The 25,769-nt window shown below is 65.3% G+C and carries 25 protein-coding genes, 1 other RNA gene and 1 pseudogene; 19 read left to right on the top strand and 8 right to left on the bottom strand.

The window, feature by feature from the left end; translation table 11 throughout:
* The 3 genes from eda (at position 1) to U5760_RS05525 (ending at position 2,812) form a co-directional block, all read left to right on the top strand.
* On the top strand, positions 1–642 hold the full coding sequence (eda, locus tag U5760_RS05535; protein ID WP_322010220.1) for a bifunctional 4-hydroxy-2-oxoglutarate aldolase/2-dehydro-3-deoxy-phosphogluconate aldolase: 642 nt from the start codon (positions 1–3) through the stop codon (positions 640–642).
* A 269-nt stretch (positions 643–911) separates the two neighbouring features.
* On the top strand, positions 912–2,273 hold the full coding sequence (locus tag U5760_RS05530; RefSeq protein ID WP_322010218.1) for a GntP family permease: 1,362 nt from the start codon (positions 912–914) through the stop codon (positions 2,271–2,273).
* A 32-nt stretch (positions 2,274–2,305) separates the two neighbouring features.
* On the top strand, positions 2,306–2,812 hold the full coding sequence (locus tag U5760_RS05525; protein WP_322010217.1) for a gluconokinase: 507 nt from the start codon (positions 2,306–2,308) through the stop codon (positions 2,810–2,812).
* A gap of 147 nt (positions 2,813–2,959) precedes the next feature.
* Here U5760_RS05525 and purB read toward each other — a convergent pair whose 3' ends face one another.
* Complete coding sequence (gene purB / locus U5760_RS05520; protein ID WP_322010215.1) at positions 2,960–4,348, bottom strand: adenylosuccinate lyase; 1,389 nt, start codon at positions 4,346–4,348, stop codon at positions 2,960–2,962.
* A 282-nt stretch (positions 4,349–4,630) separates the two neighbouring features.
* Here purB and U5760_RS05515 point away from each other — a divergent pair, with 282 nt between their 5' ends.
* The 6 genes from U5760_RS05515 (at position 4,631) to U5760_RS05490 (ending at position 10,597) form a co-directional block, all read left to right on the top strand.
* The gene (locus U5760_RS05515) at positions 4,631–5,617 is read left to right on the top strand and encodes a LysR family transcriptional regulator (RefSeq protein ID WP_322010213.1); all 987 of its coding nucleotides are present in this window, start codon (positions 4,631–4,633) and stop codon (positions 5,615–5,617) included.
* 309 nt (positions 5,618–5,926) lie between these two features.
* On the top strand, positions 5,927–7,213 hold the full coding sequence (locus U5760_RS05510) for a Glu/Leu/Phe/Val dehydrogenase (RefSeq protein WP_322010212.1): 1,287 nt from the start codon (positions 5,927–5,929) through the stop codon (positions 7,211–7,213).
* A gap of 229 nt (positions 7,214–7,442) precedes the next feature.
* Positions 7,443–8,336: a glutamate/aspartate ABC transporter substrate-binding protein gene (locus tag U5760_RS05505; protein ID WP_322010210.1), complete on the top strand. Its 894-nt coding sequence runs from the start codon at positions 7,443–7,445 to the stop codon at positions 8,334–8,336.
* 121 nt (positions 8,337–8,457) lie between these two features.
* A complete protein-coding gene (locus tag U5760_RS05500; protein ID WP_322010208.1) occupies positions 8,458–9,198 on the top strand; it encodes an amino acid ABC transporter permease in 741 nt (246 codons plus the stop codon).
* A complete protein-coding gene (gene gltK / locus U5760_RS05495; protein WP_322010207.1) occupies positions 9,198–9,875 on the top strand; it encodes a glutamate/aspartate ABC transporter permease GltK in 678 nt (225 codons plus the stop codon). Before U5760_RS05500 ends, gltK begins: the two co-directional genes overlap by 1 nt.
* The gene (locus U5760_RS05490; protein WP_322010206.1) at positions 9,872–10,597 is read left to right on the top strand and encodes an amino acid ABC transporter ATP-binding protein; all 726 of its coding nucleotides are present in this window, start codon (positions 9,872–9,874) and stop codon (positions 10,595–10,597) included. Before gltK ends, U5760_RS05490 begins: the two co-directional genes overlap by 4 nt.
* A gap of 111 nt (positions 10,598–10,708) precedes the next feature.
* Here the strand turns inward: U5760_RS05490 and U5760_RS05485 are convergent, their stop codons facing one another.
* Positions 10,709–11,623, bottom strand: a complete 915-nt coding sequence (locus U5760_RS05485; protein WP_322010205.1) for a class II glutamine amidotransferase — start codon at positions 11,621–11,623, stop codon at positions 10,709–10,711.
* 315 nt (positions 11,624–11,938) lie between these two features.
* Between U5760_RS05485 and pyrC the strand changes: the two genes are divergently transcribed.
* From pyrC to rnpB, 3 genes and pseudogenes are all read left to right on the top strand, one after another.
* Positions 11,939–12,994, top strand: a complete 1,056-nt coding sequence (gene pyrC / locus U5760_RS05480; protein ID WP_322010204.1) for a dihydroorotase — start codon at positions 11,939–11,941, stop codon at positions 12,992–12,994.
* A pseudogene (locus tag U5760_RS05475) lies at positions 12,907–13,824 on the top strand (DUF3025 domain-containing protein); the annotation flags it as partial. The gene pyrC and the pseudogene U5760_RS05475, both read left to right, overlap by 88 nt.
* Before the next feature lie 99 nt (positions 13,825–13,923).
* An RNA gene (gene rnpB / locus U5760_RS05470) (RNase P RNA component class A) lies at positions 13,924–14,336 on the top strand.
* 76 nt (positions 14,337–14,412) lie between these two features.
* Here rnpB and U5760_RS05465 read toward each other — a convergent pair.
* On the bottom strand, positions 14,413–14,835 hold the full coding sequence (locus U5760_RS05465) for an OsmC family protein (RefSeq protein ID WP_322010202.1): 423 nt from the start codon (positions 14,833–14,835) through the stop codon (positions 14,413–14,415).
* Between the two features lie 637 nt (positions 14,836–15,472).
* Here U5760_RS05465 and rplM point away from each other — a divergent pair.
* The 3 genes from rplM (at position 15,473) to erpA (ending at position 16,880) form a co-directional block, all read left to right on the top strand.
* On the top strand, positions 15,473–15,901 hold the full coding sequence (rplM, locus tag U5760_RS05460) for a 50S ribosomal protein L13 (RefSeq protein ID WP_028201949.1): 429 nt from the start codon (positions 15,473–15,475) through the stop codon (positions 15,899–15,901).
* 11 nt (positions 15,902–15,912) lie between these two features.
* Positions 15,913–16,305, top strand: a complete 393-nt coding sequence (rpsI, locus tag U5760_RS05455) for a 30S ribosomal protein S9 (protein ID WP_028226520.1) — start codon at positions 15,913–15,915, stop codon at positions 16,303–16,305.
* A gap of 209 nt (positions 16,306–16,514) precedes the next feature.
* Complete coding sequence (gene erpA, locus U5760_RS05450) at positions 16,515–16,880, top strand: iron-sulfur cluster insertion protein ErpA (protein WP_028226521.1); 366 nt, start codon at positions 16,515–16,517, stop codon at positions 16,878–16,880.
* A 78-nt stretch (positions 16,881–16,958) separates the two neighbouring features.
* Here erpA and U5760_RS05445 read toward each other — a convergent pair whose 3' ends face one another.
* A complete protein-coding gene (locus U5760_RS05445) occupies positions 16,959–18,113 on the bottom strand; it encodes an anhydro-N-acetylmuramic acid kinase (RefSeq protein ID WP_322010199.1) in 1,155 nt (384 codons plus the stop codon).
* A gap of 218 nt (positions 18,114–18,331) precedes the next feature.
* On the opposite strand from U5760_RS05445, the gene tyrS reads away from it, so the two are divergent.
* The 4 genes from tyrS (at position 18,332) to U5760_RS05425 (ending at position 22,249) form a co-directional block, all read left to right on the top strand.
* A complete protein-coding gene (gene tyrS, locus U5760_RS05440; protein ID WP_322010197.1) occupies positions 18,332–19,585 on the top strand; it encodes a tyrosine--tRNA ligase in 1,254 nt (417 codons plus the stop codon).
* A 52-nt stretch (positions 19,586–19,637) separates the two neighbouring features.
* The gene (dtd, locus tag U5760_RS05435) at positions 19,638–20,105 is read left to right on the top strand and encodes a D-aminoacyl-tRNA deacylase (protein WP_322010196.1); all 468 of its coding nucleotides are present in this window, start codon (positions 19,638–19,640) and stop codon (positions 20,103–20,105) included.
* Positions 20,102–20,785, top strand: coding sequence for a histidine phosphatase family protein (locus U5760_RS05430; protein WP_322010194.1), 684 nt, complete (start codon positions 20,102–20,104; stop codon positions 20,783–20,785). The genes dtd and U5760_RS05430 overlap by 4 nt, the downstream gene beginning before the upstream one ends.
* Positions 20,786–21,106: 321 nt before the next feature.
* On the top strand, positions 21,107–22,249 hold the full coding sequence (locus U5760_RS05425) for a branched-chain amino acid ABC transporter substrate-binding protein (RefSeq protein ID WP_322010193.1): 1,143 nt from the start codon (positions 21,107–21,109) through the stop codon (positions 22,247–22,249).
* A gap of 90 nt (positions 22,250–22,339) precedes the next feature.
* Here the strand turns inward: U5760_RS05425 and U5760_RS05420 are convergent, their stop codons facing one another.
* From U5760_RS05420 to ruvC, 4 genes are all read right to left on the bottom strand, one after another.
* Entirely contained in the window at positions 22,340–23,284 is a 945-nt protein-coding gene (locus U5760_RS05420; protein ID WP_322010192.1) for an oxygenase MpaB family protein, read from the bottom strand.
* Positions 23,285–23,343: 59 nt separating this feature from the next.
* Positions 23,344–24,426 (bottom strand): Holliday junction branch migration DNA helicase RuvB, encoded by a 1,083-nt coding sequence (gene ruvB, locus U5760_RS05415; protein WP_322010190.1) that lies wholly within the window; start codon positions 24,424–24,426, stop codon positions 23,344–23,346.
* Positions 24,427–24,535: 109 nt separating this feature from the next.
* Positions 24,536–25,117, bottom strand: coding sequence for a Holliday junction branch migration protein RuvA (gene ruvA, locus U5760_RS05410; RefSeq protein ID WP_322010189.1), 582 nt, complete (start codon positions 25,115–25,117; stop codon positions 24,536–24,538).
* Between the two features lie 72 nt (positions 25,118–25,189).
* A complete protein-coding gene (gene ruvC, locus U5760_RS05405) occupies positions 25,190–25,732 on the bottom strand; it encodes a crossover junction endodeoxyribonuclease RuvC (RefSeq protein WP_322010187.1) in 543 nt (180 codons plus the stop codon).
* Between the last annotated feature and the right edge of the window lie 37 nt (positions 25,733–25,769).

Genomic DNA, 25,769 nt, shown 5'->3' with positions numbered 1-25,769 from the left:
ATGGCAACACCAGCGGTAGCCGATATCGTCCGTCTGGGCCCGGTCATTCCGGTGCTCGCCTTCGACAGCGCCGAGCAGGGCGAACACGTTTCGCGCGCGCTGCACGCGGGCGGCGTCAAGGTTCTCGAAATCACGCTGCGCACGGCGGCCGGTCTCGAAGCGATCGAGCGGGCTTCGAAGATCGCGCCGGATATCGTCGTGGGTGTGGGCACGATCACGAAGCCCGAGCACTGCGCGCTGGCAAAGAAGGCGGGCGCCCAGTTCGGCGTGTCGCCGGGCCTCACGCGCGAGATGCACGACGCAGCGGTCGAAGCGGGTCTGCCGCTCCTGCCGGGCGTGATGACGCCGAGCGACATCATCGCGGCGCTGGAGCTGGGCTACGAGATCGTCAAGTTCTTCCCGGCCGTGCCGGCGGGCGGCATCGCCATGCTGCAGGCGTTCCACGGCCCGTTCCCGGGGCTCAGGTTCTGCCCGACGGGCGGCATCACCCCCGAATCCGCGCCGAACTTCCTCGCGCTGCCGAACGTGGTGTGCGTGGGCGGTTCCTGGCTCACGCCGAAGGCCGCCGTCGCCGCGCAAGACTGGGCCGAAGTGACGCGCCTCGCGCGCGCCGCAAGCGAGCTGTCGCGCCCGGCACGGTAAAAAGGTACCGCGACACGCGCCCTGGGAGGCTCCCGGGAGATATCGCATCGCAGCATCCGGCCGAGTCTGGGCCATCGCCGGGCCATCGCCAGGCCGCAGCCGATGAGACAAGCCGCGCGAGGTTCACGCCTCGCGCGGCTCATTTTTTGCGCACACGCGAGCGAAAGCCGCTATAACCTCATTACAATCACGGCCCCGGCGACCGCCGTCGTCTTCCGCCTGTGCCGCGGCGGATGCGTTTCGAACAAAATCACCCGGAGAAAAGCCCCATGGGAGTGGCCCACGGCAGCATGCTGCTGGTTTATGCGCTCATCGCAATCGCCGCGCTGATTCTGCTGATCACGCGCTTCAAGGTTTATCCCTTCCTCGTCCTGATCATCGTTTCGCTGCTGCTCGGCCTCGCCGTCGGCATGCCGATGGACCAGATCGTCAAGTCGTTCGAAACCGGCAACGGCAACACGCTCGGCCACATCGCGATCGTGGTGGGCCTCGGCACCATGCTCGGCAAGATGATGGCCGAGTCGGGCGGCGCCGAGCGCATCGCCACCACGCTGATCCGCTGGTTCGGCGAGAAGAACATCCACTGGGCGATGATGTGCGTCGCGATCATCGTGGGCCTGCCGGTGTTCTTCGAAGTCGGCTTCGTGCTGCTCATTCCCATCGCGTTCAACGTCGCGAAGCGGACCGGCAAGTCGCTCCTGCTGATCGGCCTGCCGATGGTCGCGGGCCTCTCGGTCGTGCACGGCCTGATTCCGCCGCACCCGGCCGCGCTGCTGGCCGTGCAGGCGTATCACGCCGACATCGGCAAGACCATCGCCTACGGGCTGATCGTGGGCGTGCCGACGGCGATCGTCGCGGGCCCGCTCTTCGCGCTCTTCATCCATCGCCATATCAAGCTGCCGGAGAACAATCCGCTTGCCGCGCAGTTCGTGAGCGCCGCCGAGCCGAAACCCGAGAGCGAGCTGCCCGGCTTCGGCGTCACGCTTTTCACGATTCTGCTGCCCGTGATCCTGATGCTGATCGGCAGCTGGGCCGATCTCGTGTTCGCGCCGAAGACGCTGCCCAACAGCCTGCTGCACTTTATCGGCACCTCCGACGTCGCGCTCCTGATCGCCGTGCTGGTCAGCTTCTGGACCTTCGGCGCGCAACGCGGCTTCACGCGCGAGCAGATCCAGAAGTTCTGCGGCGACTGCCTCGCGCCCATCGCCGGCATCACGCTGATCGTCGGTGCGGGCGGCGGTTTCGGCCGCGTGCTGATGGACAGCGGCGTGTCGAAGCAGATCGTCGAGCTCGCGCAAACGGCGCATCTTTCGCCGCTCCTGCTCGGCTGGCTCGTCGCCGCGCTGATCCGTCTGGCGACGGGTTCGGCGACGGTCGCGATGACCACGGCCTGCGGCATCGTCGCGCCGATCGCGACCGCGAGCGGAATCTCGGTGCAGCCCGAGTTGCTCGTGCTCGCGACGGGTTCGGGCTCGCTGATCTTCTCGCACGTCAACGACGGCGGGTTCTGGCTGATCAAGGAGTACTTCGGCATGACCGTGGGTCAGACGTTCAAGACCTGGTCGCTGCTGGAAACCATCATTTCGCTGCTGGGTCTCGGGCTGACGTTCGCTCTCGCGGCAGTGGTGTAGTCGTGGAATTCAGGAAACAACAGGAGCGGTAGATGATTCTGATTGCAATGGGCGTCTCGGGTGCGGGCAAGACCCGCATCGGCGAGTTGCTGGCCGAGCGCCTGCGCTGCACTTTCACCGACGGCGACGCCTTCCATAGCGAAGCCAACAAAAAGAAGATGCACGACGGCGTTCCCCTGACCGACGAGGACCGCTGGCCCTGGCTGCGCACGATTCGCGAGGCGATCGAGGCGAAGCAGCGCGCGCACGAGACGGCCGTGTTCACGTGTTCGTCGCTCAAGCGTTCGTATCGGGATGTGTTGCGCGGCAACGACCGCGACGTGTGCTTCGTTTATCTCAAGGGCACGTTCGCGGTGCTGCACGAGCGTCTCGCGTCCCGTACCGGGCACTTCTTCGATCCTTCGCTGCTGCAGAGCCAGCTGGATACGCTCGAAGAACCGGGCGTCGACGAGGCGATCGTGGTGAGCATCGAACTCACGCCCGAGCAGATCGTCGACGAGGTGATCCAGCAGCTGGAAGCGCGTCGCGCTCAACTGTGAAGCGGCAGCCGCCGCGCGGCAGATGATCAGCGGCGTGGCAGGCCGTGACAGCCTTAAACGACAAAGGCGCTCGAAAACAATCGAGCGCCTTTTTTCATGGTCGCGCGAGCGGTGTCATCGACAGCCGCCGCTCGCGGGCTGCGGTGCTTACGAAATTCGTTTGGCGAGTTCCGCTGCCTTGCCGACGTACGACGCGGGCGTCATCTCGAGCAGCCGCTGCTTCGCATCTTCGGGAATCGCGAGGCCCGAGACGAAGGTCTGCAGCGCTTCGCGCGTGATGCCCTTGCCGCGCGTGAGCTCCTTCAACTGCTCGTACGGGTTCTCGATGCCGTAGCGGCGCATGACCGTCTGCACCGGCTCGGCCAGCACTTCCCACGTGGCGTCGAGGTCGTCGTTCAGGCGCTGCGGGTTCACTTCGAGCTTGTCGAGACCGCGGATCAGCGCATCGTACGCGAGCAGCGAATAGCCGAACGCGACGCCGATATTGCGAAGTACCGTCGAGTCGGTCAGGTCGCGCTGCCAGCGCGAGACCGGCAGCTTGTCGGCGAGGTGGCGCAGCGTGGCGTTCGCGAGGCCGAGGTTGCCTTCCGAGTTTTCGAAGTCGATCGGGTTGACCTTGTGCGGCATCGTCGACGAGCCGATTTCGCCGGCCCGGGTCTTCTGCTTGAAGTAGCCGATCGAGATGTAGCCCCACACGTCGCGGTCGAGGTCGAGCAGGATCGTGTTCGCGCGCGCGACGGCGTCGAACAGTTCGGCCATGTAGTCGTGCGGCTCGATCTGGATCGTGTACGGGTTGAACGCGAGCTTCAGGCGCTGCTCGACGACTTCCTTCGAGAACGCTTCCCAGTCGAATTCCGGGTAGGCCGAGAGGTGCGCGTTGAAGTTGCCGACCGCGCCGTTCATCTTGCCGAGCAGTTCCACCTTCTCGATGCGCTGGATCGCGCGGGCGAGACGCGCCGCCACGTTGGCGATTTCCTTGCCGAGCGTGGTGGGGCTGGCGGGCTGGCCGTGCGTGCGCGAGAGCATCGGCTGGTCGGCCTGCGCGTGGGCGAGCGCGACGAGACGCTGATGCACCGAGCGCAGCGCCGGCAGGATCACGTGTTCGCGCGCGCCCGCGAGCATCAGGCCGTGCGAGGTGTTGTTGATGTCTTCCGAGGTGCAGGCGAAGTGGATGAATTCGCTCGCGTGCTCCAGTTCCGGCTGCCCCTTCACCGATTCCTTGAGCCAGTACTCCACGGCCTTCACGTCGTGGTTCGTCACGCGCTCGATGTCCTTGATGCGCGCGGCGTCGTGCGCCGTGAAGTTTTCGGCGAGCTTGAGCAGGAACTGCTCCGACGCAGCGGAAAAGCGCGGCACTTCCGCGAAGCCGGCCTGCGAGAGCGCGATCAGCCAGTGGATTTCCACGGTCACGCGGTGGCGCATGAAGGCGGCTTCCGAAAGCCAGTCGCGCAGGGCTTCGGTCTTCGAGGCGTAGCGGCCGTCGAGCGGGGAGAGTGCGGTGAGCGCGAAGAGGGTATCGGGACGGGTGTCGGACATGATGGGGACGTAACGTGAGGCGTTACGCTCGGTTACGATGCTCGGTTGCGTTGAGTCCGGTCTGCATGGAGACGGCGGGAGGCCGGTATTTTATCACCTCGCCGGGAGGCGCTCCGGCCGTGGGGAAGGGCGGTGGCCAACCCGAGGCGCTGTTTCGGCCCATTGCGTCCGGTGGCGCTCGAGGCGCTGAAGACGCTCAAGCCGCTGCATGCGTCCCGCTCCCCCGCGCAGGCGGCAGCCGCTCTAGAATGCGGACTTCACACCTTACGCCCGCTGCCCAGCATGGAACTCAAATGGCTCGAAGACTTCGTTTCGCTCGCGGAAACGCATAGTTTCAGCCGCTCGGCCGAACTGCGCCACGTCACGCAGCCGGCGTTCTCGCGCCGCATCCAGGCGCTCGAGGCGTGGCTCGGCACCGAGCTCATCGATCGATCGGTCTATCCCACGCGCCTAACGGCCGCGGGCCAGGTGTTCTACGAGCAGGCGCTCGCCATGCTTTCGCAGTTTCACGAGGCCCGCACGCTCCTGCGCGGCCATACGGCCACGCCGGCGGCCACCATCGAGTTCGCGGTGCCGCATACGCTCTCGCTCACGTATTTTCCGCGCTGGCTGCAGCGCGTCGAGGCGAAGCTCGGTCGGATCCACACGCGCCTGCGTGCGCTCAACGTGCACGATGCGGTGCTCTCGCTCGTCGAAGGCGGCTGCGATCTCGTGATGGGCTATCACCATCCGAGCCACCCGGTCACGCTCGACCCCGCGCGCTACGACACGCTCACGCTCGGCATCGAATCGATCAGCCCGTATTCGGCGATACAGCGCGCCGGCCGGCCGCGCTACACGCTGCCCGGCACGGCGGACGCGCCCACGCCGTACCTCTCCTATACGCCCAACGCCTATCTCGGCCGCATGACCGAGGTGATCATCGCCAATGCGCCGGCGCGTCTTTATCTCGACCGTGTCTATGAAACCGACATGGCCGAGGGGCTCAAGGCGATGGCGCTCGCCGGACACGGCATTGCGTTCCTGCCGCACAGCGCGGTGGAGGACGCCGTGGCGCAAGGGCGCCTGATCCGGCTCGACCGCGGCACGCGCGGCGCGCCGGAAGGCCAGTTCACGCTCGACATGGAAATCCGCCTCTATCGCGACAAACTCGCGGCGCAGGGCGACGACGCGCGCCAGGCGCTCGTGCGCGAGCTGTGGGACGCGGTGAGCGCGGAGCTCGCCCAGGGCGGCGGGACTCAGGCGGCGAGCAAGCCGACGAAGCTGTAACCTGGACGCACTATAACGATCGAACGCGAAGCTGCGACCCGGCGCCGTTGCGCCGGGGCTGCCATTTCTCCGCGCGCGATTGCCAGGGCGCTGCGCATTTCTGCGTTGCGGACAAAGGAACAATCGGGCGCAACGATCGGCGCGCGGCCTTTTTTTCGGCCGTGAGCCGGCATTTGCATGGGCCCGCGACAGGTTTTTTCGGTTTTTGAGCGTTATGCGCAAAACGCATAACGGGATGACCAAACGGCATTGGATTTCAATTGGGCGTTTTCTGACAATTGCACCACTCATTCGATCGCTGGAGCGTTCATGTCTTCCCAACTGCAGTCGGTTCCTTCCTACCTTCAAGCCGACAATCTCGGCCCGTGGGGTAACTACCTTCGTCAGGTCGATCGCGTCGCGCCGTACCTCGGCTCGCTGTCGCGCTGGCTCGAAACGCTCAAGCGTCCGAAGCGGATCCTGATCGTCGACGTGCCCATCGAACTCGACAACGGCACCGTCGCGCACTTCGAAGGCTACCGTGTGCAGCACAACGTTTCGCGCGGTCCCGGCAAGGGCGGCGTGCGTTACCACCAGGACGTTACGCTCTCCGAAGTAATGGCGCTTTCCGCGTGGATGTCGGTGAAGAACGCGGCCGTGAACGTGCCGTACGGCGGCGCGAAGGGCGGTATCCGCGTCGATCCGCGCACGCTTTCGCGTGGTGAGCTCGAGCGCGTGACGCGCCGCTACACCAGCGAAATCGGCATCATCATCGGACCGAACACCGACATTCCTGCTCCGGACGTCAACACGAACGAGCAGATCATGGCGTGGATGATGGACACCTACTCGATGAACCAGGGCCAAACGGCCACGGGCGTCGTGACGGGCAAGCCCATCACGCTCGGCGGCTCGCTCGGCCGTCGCGAGGCAACGGGCCGCGGCGTGTTCGTGGTCGGCTGCGAAGCCGCGCGCCGCACGGGTCTGTCGATCGAAGGCGCACGCATTGCCGTGCAGGGCTTCGGCAATGTGGGCGGCATCGCCGCGCGCCTGTTCCAGGAAGCCGGCGCGAAGGTCGTGGCCGTGCAGGATCACACGGGCTCGCTCTATAACGCGAACGGTCTCGACTCAGCCGCGCTGCTCGAACACGTGGCGAAGACGGGCGGCGTGGCAGGCTTCGCCGGTGCCGACGTGCTTGCGAACGACGAGTTCTGGACCATCGAAACCGACATCCTGATCCCGGCCGCGCTGGAAAACCAGATCACGGAAAAGAACGCCGGCAAGATCCGCACGAAGATCATCGTGGAAGGCGCGAACGGCCCGACCACGACGGCGGCGGACGACATCCTACACGACAAGGGCATCCTCGTGATTCCGGACGTAGTGGCGAACGCGGGCGGCGTGACTGTTTCGTACTTCGAGTGGGTGCAGGACTTCTCGAGCTTCTTCTGGACCGAAGGCGAAATCAACGAGCGTCTCGAGCGCGTGATGCGCGAAGCGTTCACGGCGGTCTGGCAGGTGGCGAGCGAAAACAAGGTGTCGATGCGTACGGCGGCCTTCATCGTGGCCTGCAAGCGCATCCTGATGGCGCGCGAAATGCGCGGCCTCTACCCCTGATCGACACGACAGGATGCGGGCGCGGTTGCGCCCGCACACGGGCAGTAGCAGCAAGCGGACGGGACCCTGGCGGGGCCGTCCGCTTTTTTTATTTCTCGCGCCCGGCGCAACCGGGTGAAACCGGGCCGGAGAAAAAGCCCCGGATGAGTACAACTCCTGGGGCGAATCGTATTCTTTCAAAATAATTACTTTGCTACACTGGCGGCGATTCTTGCCAAGGAGATCACAGATGAAAATTAAAAAGGCCGCGCTCGTTCTCGCCACCCTCGGTCTGGTTGCCGCCAGCGCCCACGCGCAGGATGCCGGCACGCTCAAGAAGATCAAGGACACGGGCGTCATCTCGCTCGGCCACCGCGAGTCGTCGATTCCGTTCTCGTACTACGACGACAAGCAGAATGTGATCGGCTACTCGCAGGACTTCGCGCTCAAGATCGTGGAGGCCGTGAAGGAGAAGCTGAACATGCCGAACCTGAAGGTCAAGATGGTGCCCATCACGTCGCAGAACCGCATTCCGCTCGTGCAGAACGGCACGGTGGACATCGAGTGCGGCTCCACGACGAACAATGCCGAGCGCCAGCAGCAGGCCGCCTTCTCGAACACGATCTTCGTGATCGGCACGCGCCTCATGACGAAGAAGGATTCGGGCATCAAGGACTTCGCCGACCTCAAGGGCAAGACCGTCGTGACGACGGCGGGCACGACGTCCGAGCGTCTTCTGCGCAAGATGAACCAGGACAAGAACATGGGCATGAACATCATCAGCGCGAAGGATCACGGCGAGTCGTTTTTGACGCTCTCGACGGGCCGCGCGGCAGCGTTCATGATGGATGACGCATTGCTGGCGGGCGAGCGCGCGAAGTCGAACAACCCGGGCGATTTCGTGATCGTGGGCACGCCGCAGTCGCATGAAGCGTACGGCTGCATGATGCGCAAGAACGATCCGGAGTTCAAGAAGGTGGTGGACGACGCCATCGCGAAGGTCGAGACCTCGGGCGAAGCCGATGCGATCTACAAGAAGTGGTTCGAATCGCCGATTCCGCCGAAGGGTCTCAACCTGAACTTCCCGGAAAGCGACGACATGAAGACGCTGTTCAAGAGCCCGAACGACAAGGCGATCGACTAAGCGTCGTCGGCCGTCGTCTGCAGCAGCGACATTGCCGCAGTTAGATCAATGCAGTTGGACCAAGTCAGGCACGGAACGGAAGAAGCGAAGCTTCTTCCGTTCTTTTTATTGGAGTCTCTTCATGTCCTACCACTGGAACTGGGGCATCCTGTTCAGCCCGGTCTCGACCGGCGAGCCCACCACCTATCTCGGCTGGCTGATCTCCGGCTTCTGGGTGACGATCACGGTCTCGCTCGCCGCGTGGGTGATCGCGCTTGTCGCGGGGTCGTTCTTCGGCGTCCTGCGCACGGTGCCGAACAAATGGGCCCAGGGGGCGGGCACGGTCTACGTGGCCGTGTTCCGCAACATTCCGCTGATCGTGCAGTTCTTCGTCTGGTATCTGGTGATACCGGAGCTCGTGCCGCCGGCGCTCGGCAACTGGTTCAAGCAATTGCCGCCGAACGTGCAGTTCTTCTCGTCGTCGATTCTCTGTCTCGGGCTCTTCACCGGCGCGCGCGTGTGCGAGCAGGTGCGCGCGGGCATCAACGCACTGCCGCGCGGCCAGCGCGCCGCCGGTCTCGCGATGGGCTTCACACAGTGGCAAACCTATCGCTACGTGCTGTTGCCTGTGGCCTATCGCATCATCGTGCCGCCCATCACGTCGGAGTTTCTCAACATCTTCAAGAACTCCGCGGTCGCCTCGACGATCGGCCTGCTCGATCTCTCCGCGCAGGCGCGCCAGCTCGTCGATTACACCGCGCAAACCTATGAGTCGTTCATCGCGGTCACGCTCGCGTACGTCATCATCAATCTCGTCGTGATGACGCTGATGCGATGGGTCGAGGCGAAGTCGCGGCTGCCCGGCTATATCGGAGGCAAGTGATGCATCATTTCGACTGGAGCGGCATTCCGGGCGCACTGCCTACCCTGTGGACCGGCGCGATCGTCACCTTCAAGATCACGCTGTGCGCGGTGGTCGTGGGCATATTGTGGGGCACGCTGCTCGCGCTCATGCGGCTTTCGGGCGTGAAGCCGCTCGAATGGTTCTCGAAGGCCTACGTCACGGTGTTCCGTTCGATCCCGCTCGTGATGGTCCTGCTGTGGTTCTTCCTGATCGTGCCGCAGGTGCTGCAGAGCCTGCTCGATCTCTCGCCCGACATCGACATCCGCCTCGCTTCCGCGATGGTGGCGTTCTCGCTCTTCGAGGCCGCGTATTATGCGGAAATCATTCGTGCCGGCATCCAGGCGGTGCCGCGCGGGCAGGTGAACGCATCGTTCGCGCTCGGCATGCGCTACGGCCAGGCGATGCGCCTCGTGGTGCTGCCGCAGGCGTTCCGCGCAATGGTGCCGCTGCTGCTCACGCAGGCCATCGTGCTGTTTCAGGACACGTCGCTCGTGTACGTGATCAGCCTCGCGGACTTCTTCCGTACGGCGACCAACATCGGCGACCGTGACGGCACGACCGTTGAAATGGTACTGTTCGCCGGCGCCTGCTACTTCGTGGTTTGCGTGATCGCATCGAGCCTCGTGAAAGGTCTTCAGAAAAAGGTCGCAAGATGATTTCAATTAAGAACGTATCGAAGTGGTACGGCCAGTTCCAGGTGCTGACCGACTGCACGACGGAAGTGAAGAAGGGTGAGGTCGTGGTGGTCTGCGGGCCGTCGGGCTCGGGCAAATCGACGCTCATCAAGACCGTGAACGGGCTGGAGCCGTTTCAGCAGGGCGAGATTCTCGTGAATGGGCAGTCGGTGGGCGACAAGAAGACCAATCTCTCGAAGCTGCGCTCGAAGGTGGGCATGGTGTTCCAGCACTTCGAGCTGTTTCCGCACCTTTCCATCACCGAGAACCTGACGCTCGCGCAGATCAAGGTGCTTGGCCGCAGCAAGGACGAAGCCACCGACAAGGGCCTCAAGCTGCTCGACCGCGTGGGTCTGCGCTCGCACGCGGACAAGTTCCCGGGTCAGCTTTCGGGCGGCCAGCAGCAGCGCGTGGCGATTGCGCGTGCGCTTTCGATGGACCCCATCGCCATGCTGTTCGACGAGCCCACCTCGGCGCTCGACCCCGAGATGATCAACGAGGTGCTCGACGTGATGGTCGAGCTCGCGCAGGAGGGCATGACCATGATGTGCGTGACGCACGAAATGGGCTTCGCGAAGAAAGTGGCGCATCGCGTGGTCTTCATGGACCGCGGGATGATCGTCGAAGACGACAGCAAGGAAGCGTTCTTTGCGAATCCGAAGTCGGACCGCGCGAAGGAGTTTCTCGCGAAGATCCTGCACTGAGCCGGGCTGCTGGCGGTTGCGGCGGTTGCAATTGCGACCGCGAAAACGAGAACGCCGCGCGGGCCTTCGGGTCTGCGCGGCGTTTCTTGCTTCCGGCGGGTGCGAGGGGGCTTATTCGCCCCAGCTCTGCAGCGCGGCGGCCGCTTCGACGTCCGCCGTTTCGGATTCGCGCGGCGCCGGGCAGGGGGCGCTCGCCGAGGCGTCCGTCGCCGGGTTCTTCAGCTTGTCGAGCACCTTCTGCGGCACCGGCACGCTTGCCTGCGCAATCACTTCGCCGTGCTGGAACATCAGGAGGTCGCCGGGCGCGAAGCGTGTCCAGACCTCGTTGTCGGTGAGCGGCGCGGTGGCGATCACGGCCACGCGATCTTCGGGCGTGGTGTATTTCGCGAAGTCGATGGAGACGTCGGCGTCCACCAGGTGCGCCGTGGAGAACGGCCAGCGGCGCACGAGGTAGTAGAGATGCGTCGAGCAATGGGCGAAGAGCGCCTGGCCGTTCGACATCAGGAAATTGAACACGCCGAACTGCGTGATCTCGCGGGTGAGCGATTCGAGCGCGCCAAAGAGCTCCGTGAGCGGCGGCTGGGAACCCGGAAACGCCTTGCGCAGCCCTTGCAGCAGCACGCAGAACGCGAGTTCGCTATCGGTCGTGCCCACCGGCTGATAAACGCCCGACATCACCGGATTGAAGTCTTGCAGGTCGCCGTTGTGCGCGAAGATCCAGTGCCGCCCCCATAGTTCGCGCATGAACGGGTGGGAGTTTTCCAGCTGGATGTGCCCCTGCGTGGCCTTGCGGATGTGCGCAATGGTGTTGCGCGACTTGATGGGATAGCGCTTGACCATCTCGGCGATCGGCGAGCGCGCGGAAGCCTGGTGGTCGATGAAGAGGCGGCAGGCCTTGTCTTCGAAGAACGCGATGCCCCAGCCGTCGGCGTGGTGATCGGTGACGCCGCCGCGCGCCGCGAATCCGGTGAAGGAGAACGTGACGTCCGTCGGCGCGGCGCAGTTCATTCCGAGAAGTTGGCACATAGTGTTGCTTGTTGCGGCGGGGCGAGACGGCCCGGTGACCCGGTACAATGATGATTTTCCAAGCATATCACCGGGCCGCGCGTCGCCAATACGAAATTTGTCGGATGCTTTCCATGCCGGCAGCGTTGGGCGTTCGTTGTCGCGCCGGCGCGACGCGTGCGGTTGTTTTTGCTGCGCCGGCGGCGCTGCGGGTTGCGCGGAGTTCACCGCCCGCAGCTAGTTGCCCTTAGCTCACCGCCCGTAGCTCGCCGCCCACAGCTCGCCGCCCACCGTGAAATGCCAGGTTCGCCCGTTTAGCCTCTGCCTTCGATCGCCATGAACGCTTCCTCTCCCACGACTCTCACGCTCACCCGCCCCGACGACTGGCACCTGCACGTGCGCGACGGCGCCATGCTCGCGGCGGTGCTGCCGCACACCGCGCGCCAGTTCGGCCGCGCGATCATCATGCCGAACCTCAAGCCGCCCGTCACGACGACGGAGCAGGCCGCGGCCTATCGCGAGCGCATTCTCGCGGCGCTGCCGGCCGGCGCGAAGTTCGAGCCGCTGATGACGCTTTATCTCACCGACAACACGCCGCCCGAGGAAATCCGCCGCGCGCGCGAAAGCGGCTTCGTGCATGGCGTGAAGCTCTACCCGGCGGGCGCGACGACCAATTCGGACGCGGGCGTGACCGACATTCGCAAGTGCGCGAAGACGCTGGAAGCGATGCAGGAAGTCGGCATGCCGCTCCTCGTGCACGGCGAGGTGACGAATGCCGACATCGATCTGTTCGACCGCGAGAAGGTGTTCATCGACCGCGTGATGACGCCGCTGCGCCGCGACTTCCCGGCGCTCAAGGTGGTGTTCGAGCACATCACGACGAAGGACGCCGTCGATTACATCCGCGCGGACAACGCCGCGCCCGGGCTGCTCGGCGCGACCATCACGGCGCATCACCTGCTGTACAACCGCAACGCGATCTTCCAGGGCGGCATTCGCCCGCATTACTACTGCCTGCCCGTGCTTAAGCGCGAGACGCACCGCGTGGCGCTCGTCGAAGCGGCGACCTCGGGTGACGCGCGCTTCTTCCTCGGCACGGACAGCGCGCCGCACGCGAAGGGGCTGAAGGAGCACGCGTGCGGCTGCGCGGGCTGCTACACGGCGCTGCACGCGCTCGAGCTGTATGCCGAGGCATTCGACAATGCCGGCGCGCTCGACAAGCTCGAAGGCTTCGCGAGCTTCTACGGCGCGGACTTCTACGGCCTGCCGCGCAGCGCCGAAAAGGTGACGCTGCGCCGCGAGGAATGGGCGCTGCCGGCCGAAGTGATGGCGGGCGACGTGCCGGTGGTGCCGCTGCGCGGCGGCGAGACGATCGGCTGGCGCCTTCTCTGAGCGCGCACGGCCGCGCCGGTTGTGCCATGCGACGTCTGTTGTCCGGGCCGGATGCGCCGCCGGGCGATGCGCACAAGCGTGCCGCCCCGGGTTTCGCCGATATCGACTGGACGCAGCCCTGGTTCGCGCAGGTGGCCGGGCACGGCATCCGCTGGCAGCAGGCCGCGCTAAGGAGTGCGGCAGATCAGTTGCACGAGATGAACGCGGATGCCGCCGCCGCGCAGATCACGACCGGGCGCGGGCAGCGCCTCGCCTTCATCCCGCAGGACGAACTCCCGCCCGATACGGCCTACGAGGCCCATATCGCGGCCACCGGCCGGGTGCCGACGCGCCACAATCTCCACGACTTCTTCAACGCGCTCAGCTGGTTCCAGTTTCCGCGCATCAAGGCGGCGCTGAGCGCGCGCGGCTCGGCGCTCGTCGATGCGCTGGGCGTCGGGCCCACGCGTGGCGGCACGCGCGACGCGCTGACCGTGTTCGACGAGAACGCCGTGCTGTTCGCCTGCGGCGATGGCGCGCTCGGCACCGCCCTGCGCGCGTTCGACTGGAAGACGCTCTTTATCGAGCACCGCGCGGCCTGGGGCGAACGCGAGCATGAGCGTTGCGAGGTCCGCTGCTTCGGCCACGCGCTGCTCGAGAAACTCGTCACGCCCTACAAGGCGTGCACCGCGCACGCGTGGATCGTCGACGTGCCGGCCGGCTACTTCTCCTGGACACGCGCCGCGCGCGACGCGTTTCTCGACGCAACGGTGAGCCGCGCGCTGCTGGAAGGCGGCGAATTCAACGCTCGCATGTTCGCGCCGCTGCCTGTGCTCGGGATTCCCGGCTGGTGTCCCGACAACGCAACGCCCTCGTTTTACGACGATGCCGCGGTGTTTCGCGGCGGCCGGCGGCCACGTCCGGCGACCGATGGTAAAATCGTGGCCAGCAAAGCAGGCCAGGCAGTCGCGGCTTCGGCGGTTTCGGCCGCCGGGGGCGAGGAAAGTCCGGACTCCACAGGGCAGGGTGATGGCTAACGGCCATCCGTGGCGACACGCGGAACAGGGCAACAGAGAACAGACCGCCGATGGCCCGGCTTCGGCCGGGATCAGGTAAGGGTGAAACGGTGCGGTAAGAGCGCACCGCGTCTGCGGCGACGTAGACGGCACGGCAACCTCCACCCGGAGCAATTCCAAGTAGGCAGGCGCGCATCTTCGCGATGCAGGACGGGGCCCCCGTCTCGTCTGCGGGTAGGAAGCTTGAGCGCGTCAGCAATGGCGCGCCTAGAGGAATGGCTGCCACGCGCGGCGCGTGTTCGCACGCGACGTGTGCACAGAATCCGGCTTATCGGCCTGCTTTGCCGCCTCATGACGCAAAAAAGCCGGCGTGGTCCCTGGGACCGCGCCGGCTTTTTTCGCTTTTTTCTTTTACGCGCCGCTTCAGCTCGCGACGATGTCGAACGAATGCGTGATCTCGGCCGTCTTGCCGATCATGATCGACGCCGAGCAGTACTTGTCGTGCGACAGGTTGATCGCGCGCTCCACCGTGGCCGGGTTCAGGTTCTTGCCCGTCACCGTGAAGTGGAAGTGGATCTTCGTGAAGACCTTCGGGTCCTCGCTCGCGCGCTCGGCCTTCAGCGTCACGCTGCAGCCGCTGACTTCCTGGCGGCTCTTCTTCAGGATCAGGACCACGTCGTAGGCGGTGCAGCCGCCGGTGCCGAGCAGTACCATTTCCATCGGACGCGGCGCGAGATTGCGGCCGCCGCCCTCGGGTGCGCCATCCATATTGACGAGGTGGCCGCTGCCCGTTTCGGCGGCGAACGCCATGCCGTCCTGGCCCATCCAGCTAACTTTGCATTCCATGTGTGTGCCTTTGCCGGGATTCTTCGATTCAGAGCGCATTGTAGCCCGCCCCTACTGGTATGTCCGGGGGCGACTTGTCTGCGTCAGATCATGCGCGTTGCCTGAATGTTGCGGCGCACATCCTGAGCGCAAGGGCAATTTCCCTTCCTCGATTAGGGGTTTGGTTCTAGCCGATGTGGGCTCTTTGAGGCGGGGTTTTTGGCAATGTATTGATTTGAATGGTTATTTCCGCCGACTGTCAGTCCTGCTTATATTTCACATTATGGTTTTGCATTTCGTAATGCAGTTTTCCTTGCGTCGCACCAGGGTGATCCGTATAATTTGTTTCGTTGGTTGTCGTGTTTGACGACACCTCAGCATGTCTCCTCCACCCTCCTCCAAAAGGTGGATTAAGCCCGAACAAACGCGTTCGGGCTTTTTTTCGTCCGCAGTTTTGGGCTCCCGAAACGCGTCGCGCGGCCCTCTTCGCGTCAAACTTTGACGCGCAAGCAATTTTCCCTTTATAATCCGAGGTTTCCTGCGTCATGCCCACAGGAAAGATGGGGAAACCCAGAAAGGGAGAGCCTGCGCCGGCGCCAACGAGCGTCACCATACAAGCAGGACCAAAACAGGGCACAAGTTATTTTTTGGATCGATCATGAAGACTTTTTCCGCCAAGGCACATGAAGTGCAGCGCGAATGGTACGTGATTGACGCGACGGATAAGGTTCTCGGCCGTGTCGCCAGCGAAGTGGCACGCCGTCTTCGCGGCAAGCACAAGCCTGAGTTCACCCCGCACGTCGACACGGGTGATTTCATCATCATCATCAACGCCGGCAAGCTGAAGGTCACGGGCAACAAGACCACGGACAAGAAGTACTATCGTCACTCGGGCTACCCGGGCGGTATCTACGAAACGACGTTCGGCAAGATGCAAGAGCGCTTCCCGGGCCGCGCGCTCGAGAAGGCCGTCAAGGGCATGCTGCCCAAGGGCCCGCTCGGCTACGCGATGATCAAGAAGCTGAAGGTCTACGCTGAAGCAACGCACCCGCACTCGGCCCAACAGCCGAAGGCGCTCGAGATCTAAGGGGAGCCCATATGATCGGTAACTGGAATTACGGTACGGGCCGCCGCAAGAGCGCAGTGGCTCGTGTCTTCATCAAGTCGGGCAAGGGCGAGATCATCGTCAACGGCAAGCCCATCGCCGACTACTTCTCGCGCGAAACGTCGCTCATGATCGTGCGTCAACCGCTGGAACTCACGAACCACGGCCAGACGTTCGACATCAAGGTGAACGTGACGGGCGGCGGCGAAACCGGCCAGGCCGGCGCAGTTCGCCACGGCATCACGCGCGCGCTGATGGACTATGACGCGACGCTCAAGCCGCAACTGTCGCACGCAGGCTTCGTGACCCGCGACGCACGTGAAGTGGAACGTAAGAAGGTCGGTTTCCACAAGGCACGTCGCCGCAAGCAGTTCTCGAAGCGTTAATCGCGCCTGGGGTCCGTGTGCTCCTCGCGGAAGTGCATGGGCTGCTGCAAAAAAACCGCCTCGCGCAGGAATGCGCCGGGCGGTTTTTTCGTTTTACAGCATGGGGCCCGTGCCGGAAATGCGACGAGAAACCCTTGATTTCGTGGGCTTAAGCACGATCTTGGGAAGAGCCCTACAATAGCGGCTAGAAGCTTATTTGGAGAGTTCGAATGAACGCTGTCACCGAAACCACCGTGACCGAAATGCCCGGTCCCTTCGTGTTCACCGAAGCAGCGGCTGACAAGGTCAAGCAACTGATCGACGAGGAAGGCAATCCGGAGCTGAAGCTGCGCGTGTTCGTGCAGGGCGGCGGCTGCTCGGGCTTCCAGTACGGATTCACGTTCGACGAGACGGTCAACGAAGACGACACCGTGATGAACAAGAACGGCGTCCAGCTCCTGATCGACTCGATGAGCTACCAGTACCTGGTCGGCGCCGAGATCGACTACAAGGACGATCTGAACGGTGCGCAATTCGTCATCAAGAACCCGAACGCCACGACCACCTGCGGTTGCGGCTCGTCGTTCTCGGTTTGAGCGAAAGGTATTGCGGTGTAAAAAACGGGGCTTGATGCCCCGTTTTTTATTGCCCTTTCCGCGAAGCGTGCCGCCCGCTCAACGCGGATAAATCGCCCCCAGCACGCGCTCGCCCGCTGCGCCCGTCACCGTCGCGAGATTGCCCGGCTCGCGTGCCACGCATTGCATCGCGAGCCACGCGAAGGCGAGCGGCTCCACCTGATGGGGCGGCACACCCAGCGCGTCGGTCGTGGTGACAGGCACGCCTCCCACGCCTCCCGTTTGCAGTGCCTTCTCGAGCGCCTGCATCAACACTGGATTGCGTGCACCGCCGCCGCACACATAGACGGCGCGGCAGTCCGGCGCGTGGCGCTCGATTTCGCGCGCGATGCTCACGGCGCTCAGGGCGACGAGCGTCGCCTGCACGTCCGCCGGAGCGAGCGACTCGAAGCCCTTGAGTTTTTCGTCGAGCCACTGCGCGTTGAACAGGTCGCGTCCCGTGCTCTTGGGCGGCTGCTGCGCGAAGAACGGTTCGTCGAGCAGGACGTTCAGGAGCGGCTGGTGCAGCGTACCCTGCGCCGCGAACTGGCCGTTCTCGTCATAGGGCTTGCCGAGATAGCGTTCGGCCCAGAGGTCGAGCAGCGCGTTCGCCGGACCGCAGTCGAAGCCGCGCACCGCGCCCGTGTTCCACAGGATCGTGATGTTGCTGATCCCGCCCAGATTGCAGACGACGCGCGTCTCCTCCCGCGACCCGAACACGGTGGCATGAAACGCGGGCACGAGCGGCGCGCCCTGGCCGCCCGAGGCGACATCGCGGCTGCGGAAGTCGGCGATCACGTCGATGTGGGCGAGTTCGGCGAGCAGCGCGGGGTTCTGGATCTGCACCGTGTAGCCCTTTTCGGGCCGATGCCGCACGGTTTGCCCGTGCGCGCCGATCGCGCGGACGTCTTCGGGAGACAGGCTGCCCGCGCGCAGCAGTTCGTGGCAGCACACTGCGTAGCGCGCCGCGAGCGCATTGCCGGCCAGCGAAGCGCGCTCGATTTCGTTCTCGCCGGGCTGCTGCAACGAGAACAACGCTTCGCGCAGGCCCTCGGCGAAGCCGACGAACGCCTCGGCCAGCACCACCGGCTTGTGCCCCTTCTCGAAGCGCACGGCGATGCCGTCCACGCCGTCCATGCTCGTGCCCGACATCAGGCCGAAGTACACGCCGTCTGCGGCGTGCGCGTTATCCCTTTGTGTTTGGCGTGGCGCCACGTCGTGTTCCTCCGTGAGTGCGAGCGAGTTGGTCCTGCCGCAGATTATCGGTGCAATGGCGCTCGCGCGTAAGCGGGCGCGGGAATTTCGCATTTCGCGCGCCCGTGTCCGGCTCCTGGGCGGCCGCATTTGAAGCGCCGCGCGTCGCAAACTTCGGTGCGGCCGGTCGAATCACGTAAAATTGCGTTCTAAACCGAACTTTACGATCCGATCGAAGCATGAGCACCGAGTCCACCCAAGCCAGCCGCGCCCCGAGCGCCTTTCCGGTCACCGACGAGGTTCGTCACGCGCTCGCCGTCACGAAGCGCGGCGTGGACGAACTGCTGATCGAAGAAGAATTCCAGCAGAAGCTCGCGAAGAGCGCGGCCACCGGCACGCCGCTGCGCATCAAGCTCGGCCTCGATCCCACCGCGCCCGACATCCACATCGGCCATACGGTCGTGCTCAACAAGATGCGCCAGTTGCAGGATCTCGGCCACACCGTGATCTTCCTGATCGGCGACTTCACCTCGCTGATCGGCGACCCGTCGGGCCGCAACGCCACGCGCCCGCCGCTCACGCGTGAGCAGATCGAGTCGAATGCGAAGACCTATTTCGACCAGGCCGCGCTCGTGCTCGACCGCGAAAAGACCGAGATCCGCTACAACAGCGAATGGTCGATGCCGCTCGGCGCCGACGGCATGATCAAGCTCGCTTCGCGCTACACGGTCGCGCGCATTCTGGAGCGCGAAGACTTCACGAAGCGCTTCCAGGGCGGCGTGCCGATCTCGATCCACGAATTCCTCTACCCGCTCATGCAGGGCTACGACTCGGTCGCCCTGAACGCCGATCTCGAACTGGGCGGCACCGACCAGAAGTTCAACCTGCTCGTCGGCCGCGAACTGCAGAAGCAGTATGGCCAGGAGCAGCAGTGCATTCTCACGATGCCGCTGCTGGAAGGGCTCGACGGCGTCGAGAAGATGTCGAAGTCGAAGAACAACTACGTCGGCATCAGCGAGAAGCCGACCGACATGTTCGGCAAGCTGATGAGCATTTCCGACGTGCTCATGTGGCGTTATTTCGAACTGCTTTCGTTCCGTCCGATGGCGGAAATCGAGGGCTTCAAGCGAGAAATCGAGGCAGGCCGCAATCCGCGCGACTTCAAGGTGCTGCTCGCCCAGGAGATCGTCGCGCGCTTTCACTCGCAGGCCGACGCCGAGCGCGCGCTCGAAGACTTCAACCACCGCGCGAAGGGCGGCGTGCCCGACGATATCCCGTCGGTCACGCTCGCCGGCGCGCCGCTCGCCATCGGCCAGCTGCTCAAGCAGGCGGGCCTTGTGCCTTCCACGAGCGAGGCGCTGCGCAACATCGAGCAGGGCGGCGTGAAGATCGACGGCACCACGGTGTCCGACAAGGGCCTCAAGGTCGAGGCCGGCGAGTTCGTCATTCAGGTCGGCAAGCGCCGCTTCGCGCGCGTGACGCTGACGGCGTGAGGATGACGCACGTACATCGCCTCCCGGCCTCGCTGCCGCAAGAGCGCGCGCGATGATCGCGCTGATCCAGCGCGTGCGCCGCGCCGAAGTGCGCGTGGACGACCGGGTGACCGGCGCGATCGGCCAGGGGCTGCTCGCGCTCGTCTGCGCCGAGCGTGGCGACACCGACGCGAATGCCGACAAGCTGCTCGCGAAGCTGTTGGGTTATCGCGTGTTCAGCGATGCGGCGGGCAAGATGAACCTGCCGGTGCAGAACATCGACGGCAACGGCACGGCAGGCGGCTTGCTGCTCGTCTCGCAGTTCACCCTTGCCGCCGACACCAACAGCGGCCTGCGCCCGAGCTTCACGCCTGCGGCGCCGCCCGACGAGGGCCGGCGTCTGTTCGACTACTTCGTCGCGGCCGCGCGCGCGAAGCATCCGCTCGTCGAAACGGGCGAATTCGGTGCGGACATGCAGGTATCGCTCGTCAACGACGGCCCGGTGACCTTCTGGCTGCAAGTGCGTAACGGATTGTCATGACCACGCAAATCCTCTTCATTCGCCATGGCGAAACCGCCTGGAACCGCATCAAGCGCATCCAGGGGCACATCGACATTCCGCTCGCCGGGAGCGGCATCGGGCAGGCCGGGCAGCTTGGCCGGCGTCTTGCCGCCGAGGCCCAGGCCGGTGCCCGTCTCGACGCGATCTGGTCGAGCGACCTGTTGCGTGCGCAACAGACGGCGCAGCCGGTGAGCGAGGCGCTGGGTCTGCCGGTGCGACTCGCCGAGGGGCTGCGCGAGCGCCACTACGGCGCGTTCCAGGGGCACGACAGCGAGCAGATCGCCGAGCGCTTTCCCGACGAATACGCCCACTGGCAAACGCGCGACCCCGGCTTCGCGCCGCCCGAGGGCGAATCGCAGCGCGAGTTCTACCATCGTGTTCTGCATGCGCTCGAACCGCTGCTCGCGGCGCATCCGGACGGCCGCATCGCGGTCGTCACGCACGGAGGCGTGCTCGACTGCGTCTACCGTTTCGCGAACGGTTTCACGCTCGAAGCGCCCCGCAACTGGCCGCTCCTCAATGCGGGCGTGAACGTGGTCGACTTCGAAACCGACGGCTACGTCACGCAGGCCCGCGTGGTGGCGTGGGGCGACGTCGCGCACCTGGGCGGTGTCAGCGCCGACGACGGCTTCAAGCGCACGCCCGAACCGGGCCGCTGACGCCGATAGAGGCCGGCTGCGGGCCCATCCCGGCCACGCGGCCGCGCTCCGGGTTGGGCCCGGGTTGGTCCCCGTGCCGGTCCCTGATCAAGCCCCATTACCGATTTCTTACGTTCCCTTTCTAAACGCCAACCCGAAATCCGGGCTGGCTGTTACCATTCATCTGACCTTTGCGCCGCGCGGCGCCGTGGCGCTTCGCCGTCGTTTCCCCTGCGGCGTCGGAGACCGGCCGCGCGTTGAAGAGGACGCGCGCGTGTCGCGTCGTGCGGGCAAAGGCCGTTTGTGCAAGTGGTTTCCAGAAAAACGCAGCAGGAGATTTCAATGACGTTCAAGCTTCACATGCTCGCGGTCAGCGCCGCAGTCGTGGCGTCCGCAGCGATGTCCGCCAACGCTTTTGCCGACCAGACCGTCAAGATCGGCCACGTCGGTCCGCTGACCGGCGGCTCGGCTCATCTCGGCAAGGACAACGAAAACGGTGCGCGTCTCGCCGTCGAGGAAATTAACGCGAAGGGCCTCGTGATCAACGGTCAGAAGGTCACGCTCGTGCTCGACGGCCAGGACGACGCCGCCGACCCGCGCCAGGCCACCCAGGTCGCGCAGAAGCTGGTCGACGACAAGGTGGTCGCCGTGATCGGCCACCTGAACTCGGGCGCCTCGATCCCGGCTTCGAAGATCTATAGCGATGCGGGCATCGTGCAGATCTCGCCGTCGTCGACGAACCCGGCCTATACGCAGCAGGGCTTCAAGACCACCTTCCGCGTCGTCGCGACGGATGCCCAGCAAGGCCCGGCGCTCGCCGACTACGCCGCGAAGTCGCTGAACGTGAAGACCGTCGCCGTGGTGGACGACTCGACGGCCTACGGCCAGGGTCTCGCCAACGAATTCGAGAAGACCGCGAAGTCGCTCGGCCTGAAGGTGCTCTCGCACGACGCGACGAACGACAAGGCCGTCGATTTCCGCGCGATTCTCACCAAGATCAAGGGCGAGAATCCGGACGCGATCATGTACGGCGGCATGGACGCCACCGGCGGCCCGTTCGCCAAGCAGGCGAAGCAGCTCGGCCTGCGCGCGAAGGTGCTTTCGGGCGACGGCGTCTGCACGGAAAGCCTCGCGCAGCTCGCAGGGCCGGCCGCCGACAACATCGTCTGCTCGCAGGCGGGCATGGCGGTGGAGCGCATGAACGGCGGCGCGGCCTTCGCGGCGAAGTACGAGAAGCGCTTCGGCCATCCGATCGAATTCGATGCGCCGTTCACCTATGACGCCGTGTACATCGTCGTCGATGCGATGAAGCGCGCGAACTCGACCGATCCGGCGAAGATCCTCGCCGAAATCCCGAGCACGGACTACAAGGGCGTGATCGGCGAGACGACCTTCGATTCGAAGGGCGACCTCAAGCATGGCGTGATCTCGCTCTACAACTACAAGTCGGGCAAGAAGACGCTGCTCGACGTGGTGAAGATGTAAGACGCCGCGCGCTCGACGGCGCGCAGCATACGGCCAGCCCGCACGTGCAGGCTGGCCGTTTTTCTTTGGGGAGAGTTAGAGGGTGCGGGGTTAGCGCGGTTGCGCCGCCGCGCGCCGCCGTGCGCGCTTCGAGACGCCGTTGACGAGCGCCCAGCGCAGCACGGGCGCGACCGTGCGCATGCCGGGCTGCACGATCGCGCGGCGCACGCGTGCAAAGCTGTCGAAGCCGAGCAGTTGCTGCGCGAAGGGCGGCAGCAGGTCGATGCCGGCCTGGCGCATCAGCGCGCCCGCGGGGCGCATGGCCGGGCGCGGCGCGGGCGCGTTCATCAGCACCCGCACGACTTCACGCGTGCGCTCGCTGGCGACGAGTTCAGGCTGCATCGCCTGCAGGTAGGCCGCGACTTCGGCGCGCGAACGCGGCACTTCGGTCGCGCCCAGCAGGCGCGCGATGGTCGAGGTCTCGGCGTAGTACTGATCCTGGGCGGCGGCGGGAAGCAGCGGATTCACATAGCGCAGATACGCCGCGAGGAAGCTGGAGACCTCCGCCACATGCACCCACGTGAGCAGCGCGGGATCGCTCGCACGGTACGGGCGGCCGTCGGGTGCGGTGCCGGTCACGCTCTCGTGGATCGTCTTCACGCGCTCGATCAGGGCGAGCGCATCGGCGCGGCTGCCGTAGGTCGTGCCCGCGATGAAGGTGGCCGTGCGGCGCAGGCGGCCGAGGATATCGCTGCGAAAGGTCGAGTGATCCCACACGCCGGCGAGCGCGAGCGGATGCAGCGCCTGCATGAGCAGTGCGCTGATGCCGCCCGCCATCATCGAGGCGAAGTCGGCGTGCACTTTCCAGCAGATGGCGTCGGGGCCGAACAGCCCGGGGTCGCCCGGCGGCGACGAGTAGTCGAGTTTCGGACCGCTGCCCGTGGTGAGATGCGTGACGCTTTCGGCGAGCGCCATTCGCAGGCGTTGCGCGAACTGGGCGCCGAGGCCGGTGGGCTCGGGGGCGTCGTGGCGGCGGCCTGCATGCTGTTCGGACATCGCTTCTGCTCGCGCTTGTTAAGCCGTAGTTACACCACGAGTTACACCACGAGCGCGCACTACGACGCGTTCGGGTCCCAGATGCCGCCCGAGGCCGCCGAATCGGGAGCGGCGAGTCCGAAGTGGCGGTACGTGAGCAGCGTCGCCACCCGGCCGCGCGGCGTGCGCTGCAGGTAGCCCTGCTGGATCAGATACGGCTCGAGCACGTCTTCGATCGTGTCGCGCTCTTCGCCGATGGCGGCGGCGAGATTGTCGACGCCCACCGGGCCGCCGTCGAACTTATGCAGGATCGCTTCGAGCAGCTTGCGGTCCATCAGGTCGAAGCCCACGGGATCGACGTCGAGCATCTTGAGCGCCGCGTCGGCGACGGGGGCGGTGATCGCGCCGTCCGCCTTCACTTCGGCGTAGTCGCGCACGCGCCGCAGGAGGCGGTTGGCGATACGCGGCGTGCCGCGCGAGCGCTTCGCGATTTCGAACGCGCCATCGGGATGGATCTGCGCGCCGAGCAGCGACGCCGAGCGCTGCACGATGCGCGCGAGCTCGCTTGCGTTATAGAACTCGAGCCGCGAGACGATGCCGAAACGGTCGCGCAGCGGGTTCGTGAGCATGCCCGCGCGCGTGGTGGCGCCGACGAGCGTGAACGGCTGCAGGTCGAGCTTCACGCTGCGCGCGGCCGGCCCTTCGCCGATCATGATGTCGATCTGATAGTCCTCGAGCGCCGGATACAGGATTTCCTCGACGACCGGCGAAAGCCGGTGGATTTCGTCGATGAACAGCACGTCGTTGGGTTCGAGGTTGGTGAGCAGCGCGGCGAGGTCGCCCGCGCGCTCCAGCACCGGCCCCGACGTCTGCCGCAGATTGACCCCCATTTCGCGCGCGATGATGTGCGCGAGCGTGGTCTTGCCGAGGCCCGGCGGCCCGAACAGCAGCACGTGGTCGAGCGGTTCGGAGCGGCGCTTCGCGGCCTCGATGAAGATCTCGAGCTGGCCGCGCACCTTTTCCTGGCCGACATATTCGTCGAGCTGGCGCGGGCGCAACGCGCGCTCGAACGCCTCCTCGTTGGGCGAGGTCGGCGTGGGGGCGATCACGCGTGCCGCACCGGCGCCGGTGCGGTCTGCGGCGAGTTTGTCGGTTTCGATCATGCAGCGATTGTACCGCGCAAGGGGCGCGAGGGCGGGGCGGCCAGGGCCGCCTTGCTGCAAGTGCAACTAACTGGCCGCCGGTTGCCGGACGGGGCGTTCGGGGTACGCCTCAGGCCTTCGACAGCACCTTGAGCGCGAGCTTGATGCCCTCGGAAACGCCGGTGCCGGCCGGCACGTTCTTGATGGCCGCGAGCGCTTCCTTCTCCGAGTAGCCGAGCGCGAGCAGGGCGTTGAGGATGTCGTTGGCGTGGTCGGACGGCGAAGCGGCCGCGGCCATCGCCCCCAGATCGGCGCCGAGTTTCCCCTTGAGTTCGAGCAGGAGCCGCTCGGCCGTTTTCTTGCCGATGCCGGGCACGCGCGTGAGACGCGCGGCGTCCTGCAGCGTGACGGCCTGCGAGAGTTCGTGAACGCTCATGCCCGAGAGCACGGCCAGCGCCATGCGCGCGCCGATGCCGCTGATCTTGAGCAGCTCGCGGAAGGTGGCCCGCTCCTGCTGGGTGCCGAAGCCGTAGAGCAGATGCGCATCCTCGCGCACGATCAGTTGCGTGAGCAGCACGACTTTCTCGCCGGTGCCGGGCAGGTTGTAGAACGTGCTCATAGGCACGTCGATTTCGTAGCCGACACCGTTGCAATCGACGAGCAGGTGCGGCGGATTCTTTTCCAGCAGGACGCCGGCAATGCGACCGATCATGGCGGATTCAGTGATGAGGTAAAGCGTGAGTGTAGCGGAGCGGCCGGGGCGCCGGCGCGGGGGAATCGCGCGTTAGCCGATCAGCCGGCCGCGCCGCACCCGCATGCCCTTCTTCGCGAGCGCGGGCGCGAGCGAGCCGAGCGCCGAAAGCGTGTCGCCGCCGTGGGCGTGACAGATCGCCATGCCGAGCGCGTCGGCCGCGTCGGTGCCGGGCATGCCCGTGAGGCTCAGAAGCCGCACGACCATCTGCTGCATTTGCTCCTTGGTGGCGCGGCCGTAGCCCACCACGGCCTGCTTGAGTTGCAGCGCGGTGTACTCGGCCACCGGCACGCCGCCCGAAACGAGCCCGCAGATCGCGGCGCCGCGCGCCTGGCCGAGCAGCAGCGTCGATTGCGGATTGACGTTGACGAACACCTTTTCGATCGCGGCCTGATCGGGCGCATGCTGGCGGATCAGCGTGGCGACGCCCTCGTAGATCGTGCCGAGGCGCGTGGGCAGATCGGCGTCGCCCGTGCGGATCACGCCGCTCGCGATATACGTGAGCTGATGGCCGCGACGCTCGATCACGCCGAAGCCGGTTACGCGCAGGCCGGGGTCGATGCCGATGATTCTCATGAAAGCCGTAAAAAACCGATGTGCCTGCGATGGTACA

Origin of the sequence: Paraburkholderia sp. J12, assembly GCF_905220215.1 — a bacterium.
GTDB lineage: Bacteria > Pseudomonadota > Gammaproteobacteria > Burkholderiales > Burkholderiaceae > Paraburkholderia.
Note: the sequence above shows the minus strand (reverse complement) of the source record. Positions and strands in the feature narration are given on the sequence as shown.